Below are 21,527 nucleotides of genomic sequence, written 5' to 3'. Positions count from 1 at the left end.
CGAGCGCGACGCGATGGACGGCGCTGAGGGGCTGACGCTCGCGACCATCGCGGGGCTGATCGTGACCTGGGCGCTGGTCGGTCGTCGGCTCGAGCGCGCCGGTGTCACGGCGCCGATGGCGTTCATCGTCGCCGGCATGGCGCTCGCGGCCACCGTCGGTGACGGCATCTCGGCGACGACCATCCATCTTCTCGCCGAGATCACGTTGGTGATGGTCCTCTTCCACGACGCGAGCACGGTGCGCCTGAGCTCCCTGCGTCACGACCCGTGGATCGCGGTGCGGCTCCTCGCCGTCGGCTTCCCGCTCGCGGTCCTGCTCGCGACGGGGCTCACGTGGCTGCTGATCCCGGCGCTCGGCGGCGCGGGCGCGCTCCTGGTCGGGGCGGCGGTGAGTGCGACCGACGCGAGCCTGGGGGCTCCCACCGTGCTCAACCCCGCCGTTCCCGAGCGGGTCCGGCGCGCGCTCAACGTGGAGAGCGGCCTCAACGACGGCCTGGCGACGCCGATCGTGATGGTCGCGCTCGGGGTGCTGGTCGACCAGACCGCCGGCGAGGCGCCGGCGCACGCGCTCGACATGCCGCGAGCCGCGTCCGGAGTGGCGGTGGGGGTGAGCATCGGGCTGCTCGCCGCCGTCGCGATGGCGTCGACGCGCCGCGCGGGATTCAGCGACGCCCGCGCGCGCAGCGTGGGTGTGCTGGCGCTCCCGCTGCTCACGTTCGGCTTCGCCGAGCTGGCGCACGGCAACGTGTTCCTCGCCGCGTTCGTCGCGGGCCTGACGTTCGGAGCCGCGGGCCGCGGCGTCGAGCGCGAGCCCGAGGTGTCCGAGGCTCTCGAGATCGCGGCCGACGTGATGGGCATGATCCTGTGGTTCCTGGCGGGCGGCATGCTCGTCCTGGTCCTTGCGCGAGGCTTCGAGCCGGTCTGGCTGCTGATCGCGGTGCTCGCGCTCACCATGCTGAGGCTGCTGCCCGTGGCCCTCGCTCTGGTGGGCGCCGGGGTGCGGACGCCCACCGTCCTGTTCATCGGGTGGTTCGGTCCGCGCGGGGTCGCGACCATCGTCTTCGGCCTGCTGGCGGCCGACGCGCTGGGCGAGGACCCACGGCGCTACGACATCGCGGGCATCTTCGCCCTCACCGTGCTGATCAGCGTCTTCGCGCACGGCCTGTCGGCTCCGCCGCTCACGCGGCTGTACGCGCGCTGGTCGCGGCCTGCGGGGGACGGGGTGGGTGAGCGCGTGTGAGCGCGGGTCGGCTAGCGGGTCACGGAGTCGAGCAGGCCGCGAACACCTGCCATCGCGTCGGGTGACACGGTGTAGTGCGCCCAGCGCCCTCGCTGCTCGCGCGTGACCAGCCCCGCCTTCACCAGCTTCTGCATGTGGTGGCTCATGGTCGGCTGGCTGATGCCGAGCGCGTCGGGGAGGTGGCAGGCGCAGGCGGTGCCGTCCTCGGTGCGGGCGATGTGCTCGAGCAGGCGCACCCGCGTGGGGTCTGCGAGCGCCTTGAAGACCTCGGCCAGGTCGGCGGCGCGCCCCGCGTCGATCAGGTCCGGGCGCTCGTCGGCGCAGCAGGCGGTGGGGACGACGTCGAGCTCGATCATGGGACCACCGTACGCCTCGTATTGACATATGTCGATACATGAGTAGCGTGTGACGTATCGACGAACATCTATAGGAGATCCGATGCCCGAGCCGATCAGCCTGATGCCCGCCCCGCCGCAGCAGCGGCCCCGGTGGCGGGTCTGGGCACCCCCGGCCGCCGCCTACGCCGCCGGAGGACTGCTCTACGCGGTCAACGGTCGGCTCTGGGACACGCTCCTGTGGGACGTCGTCGGACTGGACCCTGCGAGCCGCCTCGGCGGCGCCCTGCACTTCTTCCTCTACGACACCGTCAAGATCCTGCTGCTGCTCGCCGGGATCGTGTATGCGATCACCGTCGCGCGGTCGTTCATCACCCCCGAGCGCATGCGGGCGATGCTCGGCGGGAAGCGCGAGGGCGTGGGCAACGCGATCGCGGCCACGCTCGGCGTCGCGGCCCCGTTCTGCAGCTGCAGCGCGGTGCCCGGCTTCATCGGCTTCGTGTCCGCGGGCGTGCCGCTCGGGGTGACCATGAGCTTCCTCATCGCGTCTCCTCTGGTCAACGAGGTGGCGCTGGTGCTGCTGCTCGGCAGCTTCGGCCTGGGTCCCGCGGTCCTCTACGCCGTCACCGGATTCGCCATCGCCGTGATCGCGGGCCTCGTGATCGGGCGGATGAACCCCGAGCGGTGGGTCGAGCCGTTCGTGCTCGAGGCGCGCGGCCGGACGGCGGTCGCGATGGCGGGAGGGCTCCGGCCCGCCTGGTCGGATCGCCTCGACCTCGCCCGCACCGAGACCGTCGCGCTGCTGCGCAAGATCTGGCCGTGGCTGCTCGCCGGCATCGGCATCGGCGCGTTCATCCACGGGTGGGTGCCCGAGGACCTCATCGCGACCATCGCCGGCTCCGACAACCCGTTCGGCGTGCTCGCGGCGGTCGCGCTCGGCGTGCCGCTCTACAGCGGCGCGGCCGGAGTGCTCCCCCTGGTGGACGCGCTGTTCGCCAAGGGTGTCCCCATGGGCACGCTGCTCGCCTTCATGATGGCTACCGTCGCGCTCTCCGTCCCCGAGATGGTGATCCTCCGACGCGTGCTCAGGCCCCGCCTGATCGCGATCTTCGTCGCCGTGGTCGCCGCCGGCATCGTCGCTGCCGGGTACCTGTTCAACGCGGTCCTGTAGGGCCGCTCTCACCGCAAGGAGACCATCATGGACGTCACCATCCTGGGACACGGATGCAAGAACTGCGATGCGCTGGAGGCCCGCACGGTCGAGGCGCTCGCCGGGCTGGGAAGGACCGCCGAGGTCGCCCACATCAAGGACGATGCGCAGATCGCCGCCTACGGCGTCATGCGCACCCCCGCGCTCGTCGCGGACGGCCGCGTGCTCGTCGAGGGGCAGGTCCCCACGGCGGCGCGGCTCGCCGAGATCCTCGCCACGGTCCCCGCGACCTGACCGGCGCATCGTCACGGGCGCCGGGGCGCCTCACCTCGCCCTCGCATGGTCCCGCGCTAGGGTCGGACCCAGCAGCAGGCGCGGACGAGGGGAGATGCCCGTGGCGGTGCCCGAGGTGGTGAAGGTGATCAAGGGCGACAGCGCGCGCTACGACGCGTACGCGAGGCGCGCCGATCTCGCCATGCTGGTGATGGCGTTCGCCTTCCTGGTCGTGTGGTCCGCACGGATCGCCTTCCGCGACTACATCCCCGGCGCGCTGCGCGGCACGCTCATCACGATCCAGGCGTTCATCTGGCTCGCGTTCGTCGTCGACATCATCATCCGGCTGGCCCTCACCGACCGGCGCTGGCACTTCCTCAAGACGCACCCGATCGACGTGATCGCCGTCTTCATCCCGCCGGCGCGACCGCTCAAGATCCTCTCGGTCTTCACCTCGGGCACCATGCTGGCCAGCCGCAAGGGCGCGGTGAAGTCCACGCAGGCGATCCTGATCTCGGTGGTGCTGCTCATGTGGATCGGGGCCGTGTCGATCCTCGACGCGGAGCGCGGTGCGGCCGATGCGCAGATCACGAACTTCGCCGATGCGATCTGGTGGGCGCTCGTCACCATGACCACGGTCGGCTACGGCGATTTCGCGCCGGTGACCGGTCAGGGTCGCGCCATCGCGACGGTGCTGATGCTCATGGGCATCGCCCTGATCGGTGTGATCACGGCCTCCGTGGCGGCGTGGTTCGTCGCGCTGACCGAGGGCGAGGACGAGGAGCGTGACGAGGTCACCCGCACCCAGCTGCTCGACCGGCTGGCGGAGCTCGAGTCCAAGCTCGACGCGATCGCCGCGAGAGAGGACGCCGCAGCGTCGGGGCTCCCGCATCAGACGCCGAAGGCACCGAGGCGAAAGGCGCGCGCGACGCCGCCTGCGGAGGACGACGCGACCTAGTCGCGCGACTGCGCTCTCAGCACGGTCCACCGCCACCAGGCCACCGAGGCCGCGCCGATCAGCAGCGTGCCGCCGAGCGACACCGCTCGCCACACGAGCATGCCCGCCACCAGCGTGGCCTCGGGCGCGGGGCTGTCGTCAGTCAGCCACAGCGAGACGAGCGCGGCGTCCAGCACCCCCAGGCCGAGGAACGGCAGGATCGTCAGCGGGTAGGCGAGCAGGAACACGCCGAGGATCTCGATGCTCGACAGCGACGACGGGACGCCCACGAACCGGAGGCTGGCGAGCAGCAGCAGCGCCTCCACGAGGACGCCGGTGAGCATGAGCGTGAGGGCGGCGACCAGGTGCTCGCGCAGCGTCGCCGCGACGCGGGCGCGGAAGCTGACGACGGCCTCCGCCCAGCCCTCGGCGTCGGCGCGCCGCCCGAACCGTGCGACCGTGCGGGCCGCCGCGGCACCCAGCCAGGCCGCCCAACGCGCGTCGCGGAGCATGAGTCCGAGCGCGCCGAGGATCGCCGCGGCGACCACCAGGCAGGCGCCGGCGACCCACCATTCGTGGCGTTCGATGCCGCGCCACGCGAGGAACGCCAGCCCCATCACGGGAGCGAGGAACCGCGCACCCCAGAACACGACCGTGGCGAGGGTGACGCCTGCCATGCCGGACACCGGATCCAGGCCCCACGACCGGAACATCGCGATGCGCAGCACGATGTCCGCGGGCGGCGGCGTCACGGTCGCCACCAGGTTCGCCGCGAGCTCGTTGTGCAGCGCGCGCAGCTGGCCGAGTCCTGCGGTGAAGCGGGCGATCGGGGCCGAGGTGAGCAGCTGCCGGAGCAGCAGCAGCCCGACCAGGATCGGCGCCTGCCACCAGGCGAGCTGGCCGAGCGCCTCCAGGACCGCGTCGGCGTCGACACGCCCGGCGAGGTCGGTGAGGGCCCAGATCACGGCGGCCGCGAGGGCGAGCAGGACGATTCGTCTCAGCCACGGCCGGGAGCGGCGCGTGGGCGCGGCGGGCGTGCTGGTCACGCCGCCAGGCTAGCGGCCGGCGCACGAGGTCTCCGTCGCCGTCCAGCGAGTAGCCTGGTCCCATGACCTCGGTGGCTGACGTTCTCGACGCGCTCGACAGCCGCTTCCCTCCCGATCTGGCGGAGGACTGGGACGTCAACGGGCTCACCGTCGGGCGCCCCGAGGCCGAGGTCACGCGCGCGCTGTTCGCCGTCGATCCCACGCTCGCGGTGGTCGAGGAGGCGATCGAGGCAGGCTGCGACCTGATCGTCACGCACCACCCGCTGCTGCTGCGCGGGGTGACCACCGTCAACGCCGGCACCCCCAAGGGCGCGGTGATCCAGACGCTGATCGAGAACGGCGTCGCGCTGATCAACGCGCACACGAACGCCGACCACGCCGGGACCGGCGTCGCGGAGGCGCTCGCCGAGGTCCTCGGCGTCGACGGCGCGCTTCCGCTGGTGCCGCTGAAGGACGATGCGGAGCAGGGCACCGGGCGCATCGGTCGCCTCGACGCGCCTATCACCCTGCTCGAGTTCGCCCAGCGCGCGGCCGCGGTGCTGCCGGCCACGGCGCACGGCGTGCGGGTGGCGGGGGAGCTCGACGCCAGCGTGCAGACCATCGCCGTGGTCGGGGGCGCGGGCGACTCGTTCCTCGGGGCCGCCGCGGCCGCCGGCGCCGACGTGTACCTCACCTCCGACCTGCGTCACCATCCGGCGTCGGACGCGCGCGAGGCCGCGCTGCTCGCCGGCGGTCGGCCCTTCCTGGTCGACGTCGCCCACTACGCCTCCGAGTGGACCTGGCTCGCCGCCGCCGCCGAGTACCTCGGCGACGCGACCGGCCTCGACACGATCGTCTCGACCCTCATCACCGACCCCTGGACCGCGCGCTTCTAGCGCCGAGGAGCATCCGTGCCTTCTGCACCCGTCACCGACCAGATCCGCCTTCTCGAGGTGCAGGATCTCGACCTGCGCACCCAGCAGGCCCGCCACCGCCGCGACCACCTGCCCGTGGTCGAGCAGATCGCCGAGCTGCGGGCACGGCTGACCGACCTCGACGAGGAGCGCGTCGCCCGCAGCACCGAGGTCTCCGACATCAAGCGCGAGGTGGCGAAGGCCGAGGACGACGTCGAGGTGGTGCGCTCCCGCGCCGCGCGCGACACCGCCCGGCTCGAGTCCGGTCAGGGGACACCGAAGGACCTCCAGGCGCTGGCGAGCGAGCTCGAGGTGCTCAAGCGTCGCCAGAGCGCGCTCGAGGACGTCGAGCTCGAGGCGATGGACCGGCTCGAGACCGCCGAGGCGGCACTCGCGTCCGCCAAGGAGCAGGTGGAGGCGATCCAGGCGCAGGTCACCGCGCTGGAGTCCGAGCGCGACCAGGCGTGGGAGGAGATCGACGCCGAGCTGGTCGAGCTCGCCGCGCAGCGCACCTCCGCCGCGTTCAACCTCGACGCGGACATGATGGCGCTGTACGAGAAGCTCCGGGCCAGCCACGGCGGCATCGGCGCGGCCGCGTTGCAGCACGGCGAATGCCTCGGCTGCCGCATGAAGCTCAACCCGGCTGACCTGCGCGACATCGAGGGGCGCCCGGACGATGCGGTGGTCCGCTGCGAGGAGTGCGGACGCATCCTCGTGCGCGGGGCCGGCGCGTGACCGACACCCAGGTCGAGCCGCCGGTGCCGCATCGGCCGCATCACTACGACGACGGGACCGACCTGGGATCGGACCCGGCGGCGTCGTCGCCCGCGCCCGCCGCCCCCAAGGTCCAGTCGCCGTTCTCCCCGAACGAGGAGGACCTGGTCGCGCCGCTCACGGTGGTCCTGGTCCGCCACGGCGTCACCGAGATGACCACGTCCCGACGCATGTCCGGCGGCGGGGTGCCCGGCCCGCCGCTCAGCGCGCCCGGACGGGTCCAGGCCGCGAAGGCCGCCGATGCGCTGTACTCGATGGGGAGGCGCACCTGGCTGCAGCTGCCGCACGTCACGCGCGTGATCGCGTCGCCGATCATCCGCACGCAGGAGACCGCCGGGTCGATCGGCCGGCGCCTGGGCGCGCATGTCGAGACGGACGACCGCCTGCGCGAGGTCGTGTTCGGCGAATGGGAGGGGCTGACCGTCCCCGAGATCGTCGAGCGTGACGGCGATGCCATCCACGCGTGGCGCGGAGCGGAGATCGCCGCGCCCGGCGGCGAGGCGATCGCGGACGTCGGGACCCGGACCTGGGGACTGGTGCGCGAGCTCGCGGCCACGCACGCCGCGGAGTGCCTGGCAGGTCGCGACGTGCCGCGTGGCCTCGCGCTCGTGTCCCACGCCGTGGCGATCAAGTCGACCGTCGGCATGGCGCTGGGCATGGACCCTGCGCGTTGGGGTGCGATCTGGCCCTCGCCCGCGTCGCAGAGCATCCTCCAGGTGCGCGCGCGCCAGGACGGATCGATCGCGGAGACCCACGTCCTCGCCGTCGGCATCCCCGTCGAGTAGGGGAGCTCCGGCTGGCGGAGGCGGGTGTCCCTCCGGGCCGTTCCGCTCTCCGGCGCAACAGCGCGCGATGGTCCGCATCCGGCGGCCTTCCCTGGCGCTCGGGCCCCGTGCCGCGCCGGTGGTTCGCGCCGCCTCACGCGGCCGCGAGAATGGAGCCATGAAGGCCACCTACATGTTCGGCGCGGGCGACGTCCGCGTGCTCGACGTCCCCGACCCGCGCATCGTCGACCCGACGGATGCGGTGGTGCGCGTGGTCCGCGGCTGCATCTGCGGCTCGGACCTGCACCCGTTCCACACGATGGAGCCGACGGAGCAGGGATCTCTCAAGGGACACGAGGCGATCGGCGTCATCGAGGAGGTCGGGCCCGAGGTGCGCACCGTCGCTCCCGGGGACTTCGTCATCATGCCCTTCGCCACGCAGGACAACACCTGCGTGCACTGCCGCGACGGCGTCCACACCTCATGCGTGAACGGCGGCTTCCTCGCCGGCGGTCAGTCCGAGGCGCTCCGGTTGCCGCAGGCCGATGGCAGCGCCGTCACGGTCCCCGGCGTCGACCCCGCCGCGGCGGACGATGCGCTGCTCGCCTCGCTCCTCACGCTGTCCGACGTGTACCTCACCGGCTGGCACGCCGCGGCGATGGCGCGCGTCGCGCCGGGCGCGACGGTCACCGTCATCGGCGACGGCGCGGTCGGGCTCTGCGCCGTGCTCTCGGCACGCGAGATGGGCGCCGAGCGCATCATCCTCATGGGGCGTCACCAGGTCCGCACGGACCTCGGGCGCGAGTGGGGCGCGACCGACGTGGTGTCCGCGCGCGGGGAGGACGGCATCGCCGAGGTCCTGGAGCTCACGGACGGAGCCGGCAGCCCTGTGGTCCTCGAGGCGGTGGGATTGGAGCCGGCGTACCGGCAGGCCCACGGCATCGTGCGCCCGGGTGGCGTGATCTCCCGGGTCGGGGTGCCGCAGTACGCCACCGATCCTGTGTCCTCGCGCTCCCAGTTCTCGCGCAACGTCACCCTCACCGGGGGAGTGGCGCCGGTGCGCGCGTACATCGACGCGGCGATCCCGAAGGTGCTGGACGGCGCCATCGATCCGGGTCGCGTGTTCGACATGACGGTGGGCGTCGCCGACGTGCCGGCGGGCTACGCGGCGATGGACGAGCGCCGCGCGCTCAAGGTGATGGTCGACCCGAGCTTGTAGCGACTACTCCGTGGGCGTGGCGCCGCGCTTGCGCAGGTACCTGCGGTCGTCGTTGGCGTACGCGTAGTACCAGCCGATCAGCAGGCCGCCGCCGACGAAGTTGCCGAGCAGGACGACTCCGAGCTGGGCGAGGGCCGGGCCGTAGTCGATGCCGTGGGTGAGCGCGGCGACGGTGAACACCACCGTGTTCGCCACCGAGTGCTCGAAGCCCACGAACGCGAACACGAAGACGCTCATGATCATCACGATCGCCTTGGTCAGGTCCTCCTTGATGAGGCCGTTGTAGACCAGCAGCATGCCCAGGTTGATCATGAAGTTGCACAGGATCGCGCGGAAGAACAGGTCGGAGACGCCCGCGAGACCGCTGTCGAAGTAGGACAGCTTGTGCTCGACCGAGGCGTCGAGCTGGTCGCCCATCGCACCCGACGCGAGCGTCGAGCCGGCGATCATGAGGGCCAGCGCCAGGCCGCCGACGAAGTTGCCGCCGTAGCACATCGCCAGCACCCGCAGCGAGCGCAGCGGGCTGATGCGACGCCAGTACAGGCCGATCGAGACGATCATCATGTTCGACGTCAGCAGCTCGGACTTCGAGTAGTAGATGAACACCAGGGCGAACCCGAAGATCAGCGCGCCCAGCAGCTTGCCCAGGTTGACCAGCGAGCCGTCGCTCGCGCTCTCGAACGCCGCGATCACCGCGAAGTTCGTGAGGTACATGATGCCGATGATCACCCCGGCCATGGCCGCCCGCATGAGGTAGACGCGCGCGAGCCCGCCGCTCATCTCCGTCTTGGTGTCGAGAGCGTCGAGCACCGTGGAGATGAACGTCTTGCCTGGGAACAGGTGGCTCGGGTCGCTCATGGCACCACCGTACCGAGTGCGCGGCCTCGTCGGCGGGACCGTCGGACCCCTGGGGGGTACCGCCGGTACCCGTGTCCTCCCGCTCTCCCGCGCATCGTTCCGCGCCGCGACGCTGATGGTGACACAACGACCCCGATCGAGGAGATCCACCAGTGAAGGCTGCACTCATGTACGGCGCGGGCGACGTCCGCGTCGAGGACGCCCCCATCCCGACCCTCCAGGAGCCCACCGATGCGATCGTGCGCACCGTGCGCGCGTGCATCTGCGGCTCCGACCTGCACCCGTACCACTCGATGCCCGGCTCGGAGCACGGCATCCGGATGGGCCACGAGCTCATCGCCGTGGTCGAGGAGGTCGGCACCGCGGTCACCACCCTGACCAAGGGCGACTTCGTCGTGGTGCCGTTCGCGTACGCGGACAACACCTGCGCCATCTGCCAGGAGGGCTTCCAGACGGCCTGCCCGCACGGCGGCTGGTACGGCACCCCGGACACGCCGGGGCTCCAGGCCGAGTACGCTCGCGTGCCGCAGGCGGACGGCTCGGCCGTCGTGGTCCCGGGCGTGGACCCCGCGACCGCCTCCGACGAGCTGCTCGCGTCGCTGCTCGCGCTGTCGGACGTCTACCTGACCGGTTACCACGCCGCGTTCATGGCGGACATCCAGCCGGGGCAGACCGTCACGGTGATCGGTGACGGTGCCGTGGGCCTGTCCGCGGTGCTCGCGGCCAAGCAGATGGGCGCGGAGCGGATCATCCTGATGGGCCGTCACGTCTCGCGCACCGATCTGGGCCGCGAGTTCGGCGCCACCGACGTGGTCGCCGAGCGCGGCGCCGAGGGCGTGGCGAAGGTCATGGCGCTCACCGGCGGCGAGGGGAGCCACGTCGTGCTCGAGGCCGTGGGCCACATGCCCGCCTACGAGCAGGCGTACGGCATCGTCCGCCCCGGCGGCATCATCTCGCGCGTGGGCGTGCCGCAGTACGAGGAGGCCCCGATCGGGTTCGGCTCGCTCTTCGGCAAGAACGCGCGCCTGGCCGGCGGTCCCGCCCCCGTGCGCGCCTACCTCGAGCAGGCGATCCGGGACGTGCTCGACGGCACCATCAATCCGGGCAAGGTGTTCGACCGCACGGTCGGCCTCGACGGCGTCCCCGCGGGCTACGCCGCCATGGACGCCCGCGAGGCCCTCAAGGTGATGGTGGACCCGGCGCTCAGGTGAGCGAGGCTCCCGCGGTCGACGATGCGCGGTGGCGGTCGACCAGGCCGATGAGCGCCTCCGCGTCCACGTTCGCGCCGAACGCGGGGGTGCCGGGCTGGAGATGCCTGCCCTCGGCGAGAGTCCCGATCGGGACCGGGTCGAAGCCGAGGGAGTCGATCAGGTCGGCGACCGCCTCGATGCTGTCCGCATCGTCGCCGGCCAGGGCGATCGCGCGCCGGTCCGCGTGGTCCGCCGGCCGCGACCCCTCGTCCAGGTCGTGGTAGCCCATGTGGTTGAACGCCTTGACGAGGCGCGCGCCGTGCAGGTGCGCGGCGACGATCGCGGAGGAGGTGGTGCGGGGGTCCGTCAGGTCGTCCCGCACGCCGTCCACCTCCCACCAGTAGTTCATCGCGTCGATCACGAGCGCGCCGTCGAGCGCGTCTGCGGGAACCGTCCGGTGCTTGCCCAGCGGCAGCGCGAGGATCACCGCGTCGGCCTGGGACGCGACCTCGCGCGCGGTGGCGACCCGTGCGCCGGGGGAGAGGACCTCGATGGTCAGCTCGATGCGCTCCGGGTCGCCGGACCCGGCGACCACCACCTCGTAGCCGGCGGCGACGCCGAGCCGGGCGAGCGCCGTGCCGAGCTTGCCGGCGCCCAGGATGCCGACGGTCCGCACCGCGCTCACGCCGCGCCGCCGTCGGCGAGCAGCTCCCGGACCCGCGGGACGACCTCGGTGCCGAAGAGCTCGACGGCGCGCATGCGGGAGGACGCCGGCATCGCGCCGCCACCCGTGTAGACGAAGTCGAAGCGGCTCACGTCCAGGGCGCCGATCGCGGCCGCCATCTTCGCCGCCACCGTCGCGGGCGAGCCCACGTAGAGCGACCCGTAGGTGACCTCCGCGTCGAACTGCGAGCGGGTCATCGGCGGCCAGCCGCGGTCGGCGCCGATCCGGTCCCGCATGGCCTTGTAGCCGGGGAAGTAGGACTCGCGCGCCTCCTCGTCGGTGGGTGCCACGAAGCCGTGGCTGTGCATCCCGACCGGGTGCGCCGTGGTGCCGAACTTCTCGGCGGCGCGGCGGTACAGGTCGACATAAGGGGCGAAGCGGCCGGGGTCGCCGCCGATGATCGCGAGCATCAGGCGGAAGCCGTAGCGCGCGGTGCGCAGGACCGACTCGGGCGAACCCCCCACGCCGACCCAGGTGGTGAGCGCGCCGGAGTCCGTCTTCGGATAGACGTCGGCCTCGTGCAGGGAGGAGCGGGTGGTCCCGGACCACGTGACCGGCTTCTCGGTGAGCAGTCGCGAGAACAGCTCGAGCTTCTCCTCGAACAGGACCTCGTAGTCGGCGAGGTCGTAGCCGAACAGCGGGAAGGACTCGGTGAAGGATCCGCGCCCGAGGATCACCTCGGCGCGACCGTTGGACACGGCGTCGAGGGTGGAGAAGCGCTGGAACACGCGCACGGGGTCGTCCGAGGACAGCACCGTGACGGCGGAGCCGAGCGTCACCTTCTCCGTGCGCGAGGCGATGGCCGCCAGCACCATCTCGGGGGAGGAGATCGCGAAGTCCGCGCGGTGGTGCTCGCCGAGCGCGACCGCGTCGATGCCGACCTGGTCGGCAAGCGCGGCCTCCTCGACCACCTGGCGCAGGGACGCCGCATGCGTCATCGGCTCCCCGGAGTCGTGCAGCGGCAGGTCGCCGAAGGTCTCGATGCCGAACTTCACGTCCGACGCGGGCGTGCTCATGGGGGCTCCTCGATGTCGCAGGTGGTTGAGGTGTCAACTAAGTAGCGTAGCCTGGCCTCGCGCTATTCCTGCCGCGGCCGCTGACGCGTCCACCGCGGAATCCTTGGCGCCGCGCAATCGTTCCCGAGGAAGAACCCCATCGGAAGGACCGTCATGACCAGTGTGCCCGTGCCCCCGTCCACCTTCGAGCGTCCGCGCGTGACGCCTGGCGCGCTCACGGACTCGACCGTGCTCGTCGTCGGCGGCTCCTCCGGCTTCGGCCGCCAGGTGGTGGTCGACGCCGCCACAGCGGGCGCGCGGCTGGTCGTGGTCGGCCGCGACGCCGCGAAGGCCCACGCCGTCGCGCATGAGGCGAGCGGCGTCGGCGGCAAGGCGACGGCCTTCGCGCTCGACGCGACCACGGAGGACGGCCTCGAGCGGCTGATCGAGATCGCGGGCGATGTCGACCACGTGGTCTCGACGCTGGGCGGAGCCATGGGCGGAGGGTTCCTCGAGGCCCCGTTCGATGAGATCCGCGCCGCGGTCGACGACAAGGTCTTCGACAACCTCCGCCTGGCCCGTGCGCTCGCTCCCCACCTCAACGACGGCGGCTCGATGACGTTCACCGCGGGCACCGGGGGCGCGCCCCACACCGCGTCGGGCGCCTACCTGGGCAACCAGGCGATCGCCACCATGGTGCGCGGGCTGGCGCTCGAGCTCGCGCCGCGCGGCATCCGGGTCAACGCCGTCGCCCCCACATGGACAGCGACGCCGCTGTGGCGCGACCACGACGAGGCGGAGGTCCGCGAGACCCAGCGTCAGATGGCGGCGACCATCCCGCTCGGGCGCACCGGCGAGGTCGGCGAGGTGGCGGAGGCGTACCTGTTCCTCCTCACCTGCGGCTTCATCACGGGCCAGACGATCGCGGTCGACGGCGGGATGAACCTGCTCTGACGGGCGCGGAGGCGATCAGCCCGCGATGACGAGCGTGAGCTCGTCGGGACCCTTGGCCCGGGGTGTCAGCGCCACGTCGACCAGCGCATCGCCGATCATGCCGGCCGCCGCATCGGCGAGGTCGGCGGCGCTCTCGGGCGCCGCATCGTCCCGCATCAGGTGCGCCGCGAGCAGGCCGCGCGTGTGCTTGGCCATGTGGCTGACCACGGCGCGCTTGCCGTTCAGCTCCCGCTGGACTCCGACGCTCACCCACAGCGCGTCCGTGGGGCGGTAGGCGGCGACGTACGACGCGCTACGGCAGTCGATCACGAGGCCGCCGTCGGCGAGCGCGTCCAGCTCCGGGCTCAGGCGCGGGCGCCAGAAGGCGGCGAGGCCGCCGATCCGTCCCAGCGAGGTTCCCATCGACAGGCGGTAGGCCGGGATGGCGTCGCCGGGCGCGACGGCGCCCCACAGCGCGGAGACGGTCCGCAGGCGGGACGACGCGCGATCCAGCGTCGACGCATCCCAGCCGGCCATGTCGGCGGCGTCGTAGAGCACTCCGGTGTAGACGCGCGCGGCCGGCGCCGCGGGGTTGTCCCACACCGTGCGGTTGCGCTCGACCTCGCCGGCGAGCGAGGCGCCGACCTCCAGCGCCTGCATCGCGTTGCGCTGGCCGCTGACCTTGGCGAGGGCGTCCCCCACGCGGCGGCGGTGCGGCGCGAGCCCCGGGTGGCTCAGCGCGTCCAGGTCGACGGGGTCGCCGGTCGGGGGAGCGGTCTTGCCCTCGGAGGGCGGGAGCAGGATCAGCACGGGGACCAGGGTAGTGGCGCGGCGCGTCACCCGGACCGCAGGGTGTCGAGCCAGCGTCCCAACCGCTCGAGCCCGAGCGTGATGTCCTCGGCGCTCGCGGCGTAGGACAGCCGCACGTGGGTGTCGCCGTGGGCCGTGCCGAAGTCCCGGCCGGGCGTGAGCGCGACGTGCGCCTCGCGCAGCGCGCGCCCGCAGAACATCCAGGCGTCCATCCCGGTGCTCGAGACGTCCGCGAAGGCGTAGAAGGCGCCGTCGGGCTCGACCTCGACGGGAAGGCCGATGCGCGCCAGCCCGTCGAGCATGAGCCGCCGACGCCCGAGCAGGTCGAGGCGCCGGCCCTCCGCCTCGGCGAGCGAGGCCGGGGTGAAGCACTCGAGCGCGGCGATCTGCACCGGCGCCGCCGCGGAGAGGAAGTAGTTGACCGCGAGCCGCTCCACCGGGTCGACCAGCGCCTCGGGCAGCACCATCCAGCCGAGCCGCCAGCCCGTCATGCCGAAGGCCTTCGAGAACGAGCTCACGACGATCGCGTCGGGGTCATGCGCGAGCGCGGTCGGCTGCGGCGTGCCGTCGGGCGAGGGGTCGGCGGTCTCCAGGTAGATCTCGTCGATCAGCCGCCACGCGCCGCGTTCGCGGGCGAGGTCGCAGATCGCGGCGAGCTCGGCGGGCGGGATCGAGGTGCCGGTCGGGTTCGACGGCGTCGCCGCCATCACCACGCGGGTGGCCGGCGTCCAGTGCTGCTCGATCAGGTCGCGCGTCAGCTGGAAGCGCGTCGCGGGCGAGGTGGGGATCGTGACCGCCCGGCCTCCGAACGAGGCGACATCCTGGCGGTTGCAGGGGTAGCTCGGGTCGGCCATGAGCACGTCGTCACCCTCGTCGACCGTTGCGGCGATCGCGAGCACCAGGGCGGCGGAGGCACCCATCGTGATCGCGACGCGGGCGGGGTCCAGGTCGACGCCGTGCCGGTCGCGGTAGAACCCGGCGATCGCTGACCGGAGCGCCGGCATCCCGAGCGCCGAGGTGTAGGACAGCGGGCGGCCGTCCATCGCCTCGACCATCGCGCGGCGGACGGCTGCGGGCGCGCCGAAGTCCGGCTCGCCCAGGTTCAGGCGGACGGTGCGGTGGCCGGCGGCCTCGAGCTCGCTCGCGAGGTCGCCGAACGCCATCGCGTGGAACGGCTCGATGGCGAGCGCTCGGCGTGATGGTCGCATCGTTCCTCCTTGTCCCGCTCCCATCCTGGCGCATGCGCGGACCCGACCCGCGCATCGTCCCCGGTATCCTGGAGGCGCGGATGAGCTGGCCAGGCGGTCGCGTGACCCTTCGGGGTCCCGAGGAACGTCCGGGCTCCGTAGAGCAGGGTGATGGCTAACGGCCACCCGGGGTGACCCGCGGGACAGTGCCACAGAGAGGAGACCGCCTCGCGCCTTCGGGAGCGAGGTAAGGGTGAAAGGGTGAGGTAAGAGCTCACCGCGCGACTGGTGACAGGAGCGGCAAGGTAAACCCCACCCGGAGCAAGACCAGACAGGGTGCGTTCGAGGGCTGCTCGCCCGAGCACTCGGGTAGGTTGCTTGAGCCGTGGAGCAATCCACGGCCTAGATGGATGGCCGCCCCCCGGTCGCGGTGACGCGGCCGGGAGACAGAACCCGGCGTATCGGCCAGCTCATCCGCTCTCACGCCCGCTGCTCCCGCGTGCCGCGGATCGCTCGCGCCGTGGGCGAGAGCGTGTCATCGTGACCTTGTTGTTACCAAAACGAGAGCAATAGGCGCCCACTTTCGATGATTTCGACTTGACGGCCCCCTCGGCTGCCCGTAGATTGCTTTCAAGACGAAAGTTATTCGGAGGTGATCCGAGTGGCAACGATGCCTCTCACGGGGACCCCTCGCCGCAAGGCGAAGGTCTCCCGCAAGCGTGGACAGCTGGTCCCGGCCTTGCTCTTCCTGCTTCCGGCGCTGCTGGGCTTCATCGCGTTCTTCGCGTGGCCGGCGGTGCGCGGCATCTACCTCAGCTTCACGGATTACAACCTGCTGAGCGACCCCGAGTGGGTCGGTCTCGAGAACTACCAGAGCATCGGGAGCGATCCCGTGTTCTGGCGCTCGATGGTGGTCACGCTGCAGTACGTCCTCATCAACATCGTGGTCCAGACCATCGCCGCGCTGGGCCTCGCGGTGCTCCTCCACCGGTTCACCAAGTCGATGGTGATCCGCGGCGTGGTGATGCTTCCCTACCTGATCGCCAACGTGATCGTCGCGCTGGTCTGGTACTGGCTCGCGGACTACAACCTGGGCCTCATCAACTCCGCGCTGGACGCGATCGGGCTCGATCGCATCGGCTTCTTCGGCGACCAGCAGTACGCCATGACCACCATCGCGCTGGTCAACGTGTGGCGGCACCTCGGGTACACCACCCTGCTGATCTTCGCCGGCCTGCAGGCCATCCCCGGCGACGTCTACGAGGCCGCCGCCGTCGACGGCGCGGGGGAGTGGCGCGTGTTCCGCTCGATCACGATGCCGCTGCTGCGTCCCGTGCTCGCGTTCGTGCTGGTGGTCACCGTGGTCGGGTCCTTCCAGATATTCGACACCATCGCCGTGACCACGCAGGGCGGCCCGGTCGACGCGACCAACGCGATCACCTACTACATCTACGACAGGGCGTTCACGCGGTTCGACTTCGGCTACGCCAGCGCCCTGTCCGTGATCCTCATGATCATCCTGGCGGTGATCGCGCTCGTGCAGATGCGGGTGCTTCGCGCCAACCAGTCGGATCTGGAGCGCTGACATGGCCACCATGACCCCCGCCCCCTCGCGCCGTGCCGGACGCAAGCAGCGCCCGGTCGGACACCACCGCAACCCGATCGCGCGCGTGCTGGGCTGGACCGCGATCGGCCTGGTGGTCGCCGGCACCCTGTTCCCGTTCTACTGGATGCTCCGCACCGCGCTCAGCAACAACCGGTCGATGTTCTCCGAGCCGCTCAGCCTGCTGCCGGTCGACACCACGCTCGGCCCCATCCAGCGCGTGCTCGGCCTGCAGTCCACGGCCGACGCGCTCGCGGAGGGCGGCTCCGTCGGGGACATCAACTTCGCCCAGTACCTCATCAACTCCGTGATCGTCTGCACGTTGATCACGGTCTTCCAGGTGCTGCTCAGCGCGATGGCGGCCTACGCGTTCGCGATCCTCGAGTGGCGCGGCCGCGAGGTGGTCTTCGGGATCTTCCTCGTCGCCCTGCTCGTGCCGGGCATGTTCACGCTGCTCCCGAACTTCCTCCTGGTGCGCGACCTCGGGCTGCTCAACAGCTACCTCGGAATCGCGCTGCCGGCGATGTTCTTCTCACCCTTCGTCGTGTTCTTCCTGCGCCAGTTCTTCCTGGGGGTGAACCGCAGCTTCATCGAGGCCGCGGTCATCGACGGAGCCGGTCAGTGGAGGATCTTCTCCCGCATCGCCCTGCCGATCGTCATGCCGCAGATCATCACCATCGGCATCCTCCAGTTCATCTTCTACTGGAACGACTACCTCTGGCCCCTCCTGATCGGCCAGACCGAGGAGTCGACGCTGCTCACCGTCGGCCTGGGCATCTTCCGCTCCCAGACGCCGCAGGGCAGCCCCGACTGGGCGGGCCTCATGGCCGGCTCGCTGATCGCGGCGATCCCGATCTTCATCCTCGTGCTCATCTTCGGCCGCCGCATCGTCGGCTCGATCCAATCGTCCGGGGTGAAGTAGCGGGCGCCCGCCCGCCGCATCGTCCCGGTGGCGCCACCCGGCGCATCTCCTCCCGCACCACCCATCCCACCCCACCACCACACACCCAAGGAGGGACCTCGATGAAGAAGTCCATCATCCTCAGCACCACGCTCGCACTCGCTGTGGGCGCCCTGGCCGGCTGCAGCAGCGGCGGCTCCGACGACGGCTCGAGCTCCGGCACCGACGGCGGCGGCGACGTCACCACCATCAGCTACGGGCTGTGGGACTCGAACCAGCTGCCCGCCTACCAGCAGTGCGCCGACGACTTCGCCGCCGCGAACCCGCAGTACGTGGTCGACATCGAGCAGATCGGCTGGGACGACTACTGGAGCAAGATCACCACCGGCTTCGTCTCAGGCGAGAACTACGACGTCTTCACCAGCCACGTCGCCTACTACCCCGAGTTCCAGAAGAACGGACAGGTGCTCGCCCTCGACGAGTACATCGAGCGCGACGGCCTCGACATGTCGATCTACCAGGACGGCCTGGTCGAGCTGTGGCAGAGCCCCGAGGGCGAGCAGTACGGCCTGCCCAAGGACTTCGACACCATCTCGCTGTTCTACAACGAGCAGATGACCGAGGCCGCCGGCTACACCGCCGAGGACGTGCAGAACCTCACGTGGAACCCCGAGGACGGGGGCACCTACGAGGAGTTCATCGCCCACATGACCATCGACACCAACGGCGTGCGTGGCGACGAGGACGGCTTCGACAAGACCAGCGTCGAGACCTACGGTCTGTGGATGGAGGGCTCCGGCGGCGCCGACGGCCAGACCCAGTGGACGTTCCTGACCGCGTCGCTCGGCTGGGCGCAGACCGACGAGGCCTGGGGCACCACGTACAACTACGACGACCCGGCGTTCGCGGACACCATCGACTGGTGGTACTCGCTGGTGGAGAAGGGCTACATGCCCACCTTCGCCGCGCAGGAGGGCATCAGCTGGGCCGACCAGCTGATCGCGGGCAAGGCCGCGATGGTGCCGAACGGCTCGTGGATGACCGGTTACGTCTTCGGTGCCGCGAGCGACACCTTCACCCCGGCCGTCGCGGCGACGCCGGTGGGTCCGGATGGCGCGAGCTGGTCCATGCTGAACGGTCTCGCCGACAACATCGTCGCCGGGACGGACAACCCCGACGCCGCATGGGAGTGGGTCAAGTACCTGGGCTCCGCGGAGTGCCAGGACGTGGTCGCCGAGTCCGCCGTGGTGTTCCCCGCGGTCAAGACCTCGACCGAGAAGGCCATCGCCGCCTTCGAGGCCAAGGGCGTCGACGTCAACGCGTTCACCGGTCACGTCGAGGACGGCACCACCGTGCTCTACCCGATCACCGACTTCAAGTCCGACGTCAACGCGATCATGACGCCCGTCATGGAGGCGATCATGTCGGGCGCCGCCGGGACCGACACCCTGGTCGACGCCAACGCGAGCGTCAACGCGCTGTTCGAGTAATCACCGCCCCCCTCCGCCGGGACGCGACCCGTCCCGGCGGAGGGGACCTTCCCACAGGAGAGACCCCATGGCCGTCACCCCCGCCGTCGAGACGGATGCCGCGCGATCCGTCACCCTGCGCCGCGCCGGCGTCGAGCTGGTGCTCGACCTCGCCTCCGGCTACCCCGTCGTCCTGCACTGGGGCGCGCCGCTCGGCGACGTCGACGCCGACGCGCTGCGCGCGCTGAAGGACGGCGGCATCCCGCACAGCGACCTCGACGAGCCGGTCGACCCCGGCATGCTTCGCGAGTCCGCGCGCGGATTCACCGGCCGGCCGGCGATCCGCGGCCACCGCGGCGCCACCGGCTTCTCGCCGTTGTTCGAGGTGACCGCAGTGACCGTGAGGGACGATGCCTGCACGGTCGCCCTGGTCGACACGGCGCTCGAGCTGTCGCTCGAGCTGGTGCTGGCGCTCAGCCCCGAGGGCGTGCTGCTGATCGACGCCGCGCTCACCAACGACGGTGACACGGTGTACACCCTCGACGAGCTCGCGCTCTGGTTGCCGGTGCCCGACCGCGCGACCGAGACGCTCGACTTCACGGGCCGCTGGCTCAAGGAGCGTCAGCCGCAGCGGCTGGCGTTCGCGCCGGGCCTGCGGCTGCGCGAGAGCCGCGAGGGCCGCTCGGGCCACGACTACACGATCGTCCAGTGCGCCCTGACGCCGACCACGACCACCGAGGAGGGAGAGGCCTGGGGCGTCGGACTGTTGTGGTCCGGGAGCTCCCGTCACCTCGCCGAACGCGCCGTCACCGGCCGCGCCGCGCTGGGCGCCGGCGAGCTGATCGAGCCCGGAGAGGCCGAGCTCGAGCCCGGCGCCACCTACCGTGCGCCCACGCTCGCGGCCTTCTACTCGGACGAGGGTCTCGACGGGGTGGGTGCCCGCTCGCACTCGTGGCTGCGCTCGCGTCCGTCGCACCCGTCGACGCCGCGCCCGGTCACGCTGAACGTGTGGGAGGCCGTCTACTTCGACCACGACCTCGACACGCTGTCGCGCCTCGCCGCGACCGCGGCCTCCGTCGGCGTCGAGCGGTTCGTGCTCGACGACGGCTGGTTCGGCTCGCGCCGCGACGACTGGTCGGGCCTGGGCGACTGGGTGGTCTCCACCGACGTGTGGCCCGACGGGCTCGGGCCGCTCGTGGCCGCGGTGCGCGAGCACGGCATGCAGTTCGGGCTGTGGTTCGAGGGGGAGATGGTCAACCCCGACTCCGACGTCTACCGCGCCCACCCCGACTGGATCCTGCAGGTGCCGGGCCGCGTGCCGCCGCTCGCGCGTCACCAGCTGGTGCTGGATCTCACGAATCCCGAGGCCTACGCGCACGTGCTCGAACAGGTCCACGCCGTGATCTCCGAGCACTCCATCGACTACATCAAGTGGGACCACAACCGGTTCCTCACGGACCCCGGGCATGAGGGCGTTCCCGCGGTGCGCCGCCAGACGGAGGCGCTCTACCGGCTCTTCGACGAGCTCAAGGACCGGAACCCGGGCCTCGAGATCGAGTCGTGCGCCTCCGGCGGCGGCCGCATCGACCTCGGCATGGCATTCCACGCCGATCGGTTCTGGACCTCCGACCAGAACGATGCGCTCGAGCGTCAGCAGATCCAGCGCTGGACGTCGCTGGTGATCCCGCCCGAGATGCTCGGCACCCACGTGGGGCCCACCATCTCGCACGGCACCGGTCGGCGCCACGGCATCCAGATGCGTGCGGTCACCGCGCTGTTCGGGCATGCGGGAATCGAGTGGAACCTGCTGGAGGCGACCGAGGAGGAGCTGTCCGCGCTCCGCGAGTGGACCGCGTTCTACCGGGCCCACCGAGGGCTGCTGCATGGCGGCCGGGTGGTCCGGGTCGAGCATCCCGATCCGAGCGCCGTGGTCCACGGCGTGGTCGCGCACGACCGCGCGAGCGCGATCTTCGCGTACGTGCAGTGCACCACCACGTCCGGGACCACCCCCGCGTCGTTCCGCCTGCCGGGTCTCGACCCGGCCGCGAGGTACCGCGTGAGGGCCGAGCAGTTCGCGGAGCCCGCCACGGTCCAGCGGCGCGGGCCCGCGTGGCTCGACGGGCTCGAGGTCAGCGGCGCCGCACTCGCGTCGGTGGGGCTGCGCCCGCCGGTCCTCTGGCCCGAGCAGGCGGTGCTCGTGGTCGTCGAGCGCGTGTCGTGACAGGT

General features: G+C 71.5%; 21 protein-coding genes and 1 other RNA gene. 15 read left to right on the top strand and 7 right to left on the bottom strand.

Annotated features, from left to right (window positions below; all coding sequences use genetic code 11):
- Positions 1-13: 13 nt before the first annotated feature.
- Positions 14-1,240: a cation:proton antiporter gene (locus tag QQX10_RS02145; protein ID WP_301120452.1), complete on the top strand. Its 1,227-nt coding sequence runs from the start codon at positions 14-16 to the stop codon at positions 1,238-1,240.
- Positions 1,241-1,251: 11 nt separating this feature from the next.
- Here the strand turns inward: QQX10_RS02145 and QQX10_RS02140 are convergent, their stop codons facing one another.
- A complete protein-coding gene (locus QQX10_RS02140) occupies positions 1,252-1,596 on the bottom strand; it encodes an ArsR/SmtB family transcription factor (protein ID WP_301120454.1) in 345 nt (114 codons plus the stop codon).
- A gap of 82 nt (positions 1,597-1,678) precedes the next feature.
- Here QQX10_RS02140 and QQX10_RS02135 point away from each other — a divergent pair, with 82 nt between their 5' ends.
- The 3 genes from QQX10_RS02135 (at position 1,679) to QQX10_RS02125 (ending at position 3,956) form a co-directional block, all read left to right on the top strand.
- Complete coding sequence (locus QQX10_RS02135) at positions 1,679-2,746, top strand: permease (RefSeq protein ID WP_301120456.1); 1,068 nt, start codon at positions 1,679-1,681, stop codon at positions 2,744-2,746.
- 27 nt (positions 2,747-2,773) lie between these two features.
- Positions 2,774-3,019 (top strand): thioredoxin family protein, encoded by a 246-nt coding sequence (locus QQX10_RS02130; RefSeq protein ID WP_301120458.1) that lies wholly within the window; start codon positions 2,774-2,776, stop codon positions 3,017-3,019.
- Positions 3,020-3,119: 100 nt separating this feature from the next.
- On the top strand, positions 3,120-3,956 hold the full coding sequence (locus tag QQX10_RS02125) for a potassium channel family protein (protein ID WP_301120461.1): 837 nt from the start codon (positions 3,120-3,122) through the stop codon (positions 3,954-3,956).
- Here QQX10_RS02125 and QQX10_RS02120 read toward each other — a convergent pair.
- Positions 3,953-4,981, bottom strand: a complete 1,029-nt coding sequence (locus QQX10_RS02120) for a lysylphosphatidylglycerol synthase domain-containing protein (RefSeq protein ID WP_301120463.1) — start codon at positions 4,979-4,981, stop codon at positions 3,953-3,955. The two genes, QQX10_RS02125 and QQX10_RS02120, sit on opposite strands and share 4 nt — an antisense overlap.
- 62 nt (positions 4,982-5,043) lie before the next feature.
- On the opposite strand from QQX10_RS02120, the gene QQX10_RS02115 reads away from it, so the two are divergent.
- The 4 genes from QQX10_RS02115 (at position 5,044) to QQX10_RS02100 (ending at position 8,631) form a co-directional block, all read left to right on the top strand.
- Positions 5,044-5,856, top strand: coding sequence for a Nif3-like dinuclear metal center hexameric protein (locus QQX10_RS02115; protein WP_301120465.1), 813 nt, complete (start codon positions 5,044-5,046; stop codon positions 5,854-5,856).
- Positions 5,857-5,871: 15 nt separating this feature from the next.
- Positions 5,872-6,609 carry a zinc ribbon domain-containing protein gene (locus QQX10_RS02110; RefSeq protein WP_301120467.1) on the top strand — a complete coding sequence of 246 codons (738 nt, stop codon included), beginning with the start codon at positions 5,872-5,874 and terminating at the stop codon, positions 6,607-6,609.
- A complete protein-coding gene (locus QQX10_RS02105) occupies positions 6,606-7,433 on the top strand; it encodes a histidine phosphatase family protein (protein WP_301120469.1) in 828 nt (275 codons plus the stop codon). Before QQX10_RS02110 ends, QQX10_RS02105 begins: the two co-directional genes overlap by 4 nt.
- Positions 7,434-7,590: 157 nt before the next feature.
- Entirely contained in the window at positions 7,591-8,631 is a 1,041-nt protein-coding gene (locus tag QQX10_RS02100; protein WP_301120472.1) for a zinc-binding dehydrogenase, read from the top strand.
- Between the two features lie 3 nt (positions 8,632-8,634).
- On the opposite strand, the gene QQX10_RS02095 is transcribed toward QQX10_RS02100, so the two are convergent.
- On the bottom strand, positions 8,635-9,489 hold the full coding sequence (locus QQX10_RS02095; RefSeq protein ID WP_301120474.1) for a formate/nitrite transporter family protein: 855 nt from the start codon (positions 9,487-9,489) through the stop codon (positions 8,635-8,637).
- Between the two features lie 167 nt (positions 9,490-9,656).
- Here QQX10_RS02095 and QQX10_RS02090 point away from each other — a divergent pair, with 167 nt between their 5' ends.
- Complete coding sequence (locus tag QQX10_RS02090) at positions 9,657-10,700, top strand: zinc-binding dehydrogenase (protein WP_439710123.1); 1,044 nt, start codon at positions 9,657-9,659, stop codon at positions 10,698-10,700.
- On the opposite strand, the gene QQX10_RS02085 is transcribed toward QQX10_RS02090, so the two are convergent.
- Positions 10,693-11,364: an NADPH-dependent F420 reductase gene (locus tag QQX10_RS02085; RefSeq protein ID WP_301120478.1), complete on the bottom strand. Its 672-nt coding sequence runs from the start codon at positions 11,362-11,364 to the stop codon at positions 10,693-10,695. The two genes, QQX10_RS02090 and QQX10_RS02085, sit on opposite strands and share 8 nt — an antisense overlap.
- A complete protein-coding gene (locus QQX10_RS02080; protein ID WP_301120480.1) occupies positions 11,361-12,419 on the bottom strand; it encodes an LLM class flavin-dependent oxidoreductase in 1,059 nt (352 codons plus the stop codon). The genes QQX10_RS02085 and QQX10_RS02080 overlap by 4 nt, the downstream gene beginning before the upstream one ends.
- 153 nt (positions 12,420-12,572) lie before the next feature.
- Here QQX10_RS02080 and QQX10_RS02075 point away from each other — a divergent pair, with 153 nt between their 5' ends.
- Positions 12,573-13,352, top strand: coding sequence for an SDR family NAD(P)-dependent oxidoreductase (locus tag QQX10_RS02075; RefSeq protein ID WP_301120482.1), 780 nt, complete (start codon positions 12,573-12,575; stop codon positions 13,350-13,352).
- Between the two features lie 15 nt (positions 13,353-13,367).
- Here the strand turns inward: QQX10_RS02075 and QQX10_RS02070 are convergent, their stop codons facing one another.
- Both QQX10_RS02070 and QQX10_RS02065 read right to left on the bottom strand, forming a co-directional pair.
- A complete protein-coding gene (locus QQX10_RS02070; RefSeq protein ID WP_301120484.1) occupies positions 13,368-14,141 on the bottom strand; it encodes a YaaA family protein in 774 nt (257 codons plus the stop codon).
- Between the two features lie 26 nt (positions 14,142-14,167).
- Positions 14,168-15,349 (bottom strand): aminotransferase class I/II-fold pyridoxal phosphate-dependent enzyme, encoded by a 1,182-nt coding sequence (locus QQX10_RS02065; RefSeq protein WP_301120486.1) that lies wholly within the window; start codon positions 15,347-15,349, stop codon positions 14,168-14,170.
- Between the two features lie 81 nt (positions 15,350-15,430).
- Here QQX10_RS02065 and rnpB point away from each other — a divergent pair.
- The 5 genes from rnpB to QQX10_RS02040 all read left to right on the top strand — a co-directional run bounded on the left by rnpB (position 15,431) and on the right by QQX10_RS02040 (position 21,522).
- Positions 15,431-15,805, top strand: an RNA gene (gene rnpB, locus QQX10_RS02060) — RNase P RNA component class A.
- Positions 15,806-15,998: 193 nt separating this feature from the next.
- Complete coding sequence (locus QQX10_RS02055; protein ID WP_301120570.1) at positions 15,999-16,913, top strand: carbohydrate ABC transporter permease; 915 nt, start codon at positions 15,999-16,001, stop codon at positions 16,911-16,913.
- 1 nt (position 16,914) lies between these two features.
- The gene (locus QQX10_RS02050) at positions 16,915-17,853 is read left to right on the top strand and encodes a carbohydrate ABC transporter permease (RefSeq protein WP_301120488.1); all 939 of its coding nucleotides are present in this window, start codon (positions 16,915-16,917) and stop codon (positions 17,851-17,853) included.
- A gap of 101 nt (positions 17,854-17,954) precedes the next feature.
- Positions 17,955-19,322, top strand: a complete 1,368-nt coding sequence (locus QQX10_RS02045; protein ID WP_301120490.1) for an ABC transporter substrate-binding protein — start codon at positions 17,955-17,957, stop codon at positions 19,320-19,322.
- Between the two features lie 67 nt (positions 19,323-19,389).
- Entirely contained in the window at positions 19,390-21,522 is a 2,133-nt protein-coding gene (locus tag QQX10_RS02040; RefSeq protein WP_301120492.1) for an alpha-galactosidase, read from the top strand.
- The last annotated feature ends 5 nt before the right edge of the window (positions 21,523-21,527 follow it).

Origin of the sequence: Demequina lignilytica, assembly GCF_030418305.1 — a bacterium.
Lineage (GTDB): Bacteria > Actinomycetota > Actinomycetes > Actinomycetales > Demequinaceae > Demequina > Demequina lignilytica.
This window is presented reverse-complemented; position numbering and strand designations above follow the sequence as displayed.

Excerpts from the sequence above, each read along its gene's own strand:
- QQX10_RS02045 (WP_301120490.1), top strand. The coding sequence starts at position 17,955 with ATGAAGAAGTCCATCATCCTCAGCACCACGCTCGCACTCGCTGTGGGC.
- QQX10_RS02130 (WP_301120458.1), top strand. The coding sequence starts at position 2,774 with ATGGACGTCACCATCCTGGGACACGGATGCAAGAACTGCGATGCGCTG.
- QQX10_RS02100 (WP_301120472.1), top strand. The coding sequence starts at position 7,591 with ATGAAGGCCACCTACATGTTCGGCGCGGGCGACGTCCGCGTGCTCGAC.
- QQX10_RS02075 (WP_301120482.1), top strand. The coding sequence starts at position 12,573 with ATGACCAGTGTGCCCGTGCCCCCGTCCACCTTCGAGCGTCCGCGCGTG.
- QQX10_RS02140 (WP_301120454.1), bottom strand. The coding sequence starts at position 1,596 with ATGATCGAGCTCGACGTCGTCCCCACCGCCTGCTGCGCCGACGAGCGC.
- QQX10_RS02145 (WP_301120452.1), top strand. The coding sequence starts at position 14 with ATGGACGGCGCTGAGGGGCTGACGCTCGCGACCATCGCGGGGCTGATC.
- QQX10_RS02040 (WP_301120492.1), top strand. The coding sequence starts at position 19,390 with ATGGCCGTCACCCCCGCCGTCGAGACGGATGCCGCGCGATCCGTCACC.
- QQX10_RS02090 (WP_439710123.1), top strand. The coding sequence starts at position 9,657 with ATGTACGGCGCGGGCGACGTCCGCGTCGAGGACGCCCCCATCCCGACC.
- QQX10_RS02080 (WP_301120480.1), bottom strand. The coding sequence starts at position 12,419 with ATGAGCACGCCCGCGTCGGACGTGAAGTTCGGCATCGAGACCTTCGGC.
- QQX10_RS02095 (WP_301120474.1), bottom strand. The coding sequence starts at position 9,489 with ATGAGCGACCCGAGCCACCTGTTCCCAGGCAAGACGTTCATCTCCACG.
- QQX10_RS02135 (WP_301120456.1), top strand. The coding sequence starts at position 1,679 with ATGCCCGAGCCGATCAGCCTGATGCCCGCCCCGCCGCAGCAGCGGCCC.
- QQX10_RS02055 (WP_301120570.1), top strand. The coding sequence starts at position 15,999 with ATGCCTCTCACGGGGACCCCTCGCCGCAAGGCGAAGGTCTCCCGCAAG.
- QQX10_RS02065 (WP_301120486.1), bottom strand. The coding sequence starts at position 15,349 with ATGCGACCATCACGCCGAGCGCTCGCCATCGAGCCGTTCCACGCGATG.
- QQX10_RS02115 (WP_301120465.1), top strand. The coding sequence starts at position 5,044 with ATGACCTCGGTGGCTGACGTTCTCGACGCGCTCGACAGCCGCTTCCCT.
- QQX10_RS02050 (WP_301120488.1), top strand. The coding sequence starts at position 16,915 with ATGGCCACCATGACCCCCGCCCCCTCGCGCCGTGCCGGACGCAAGCAG.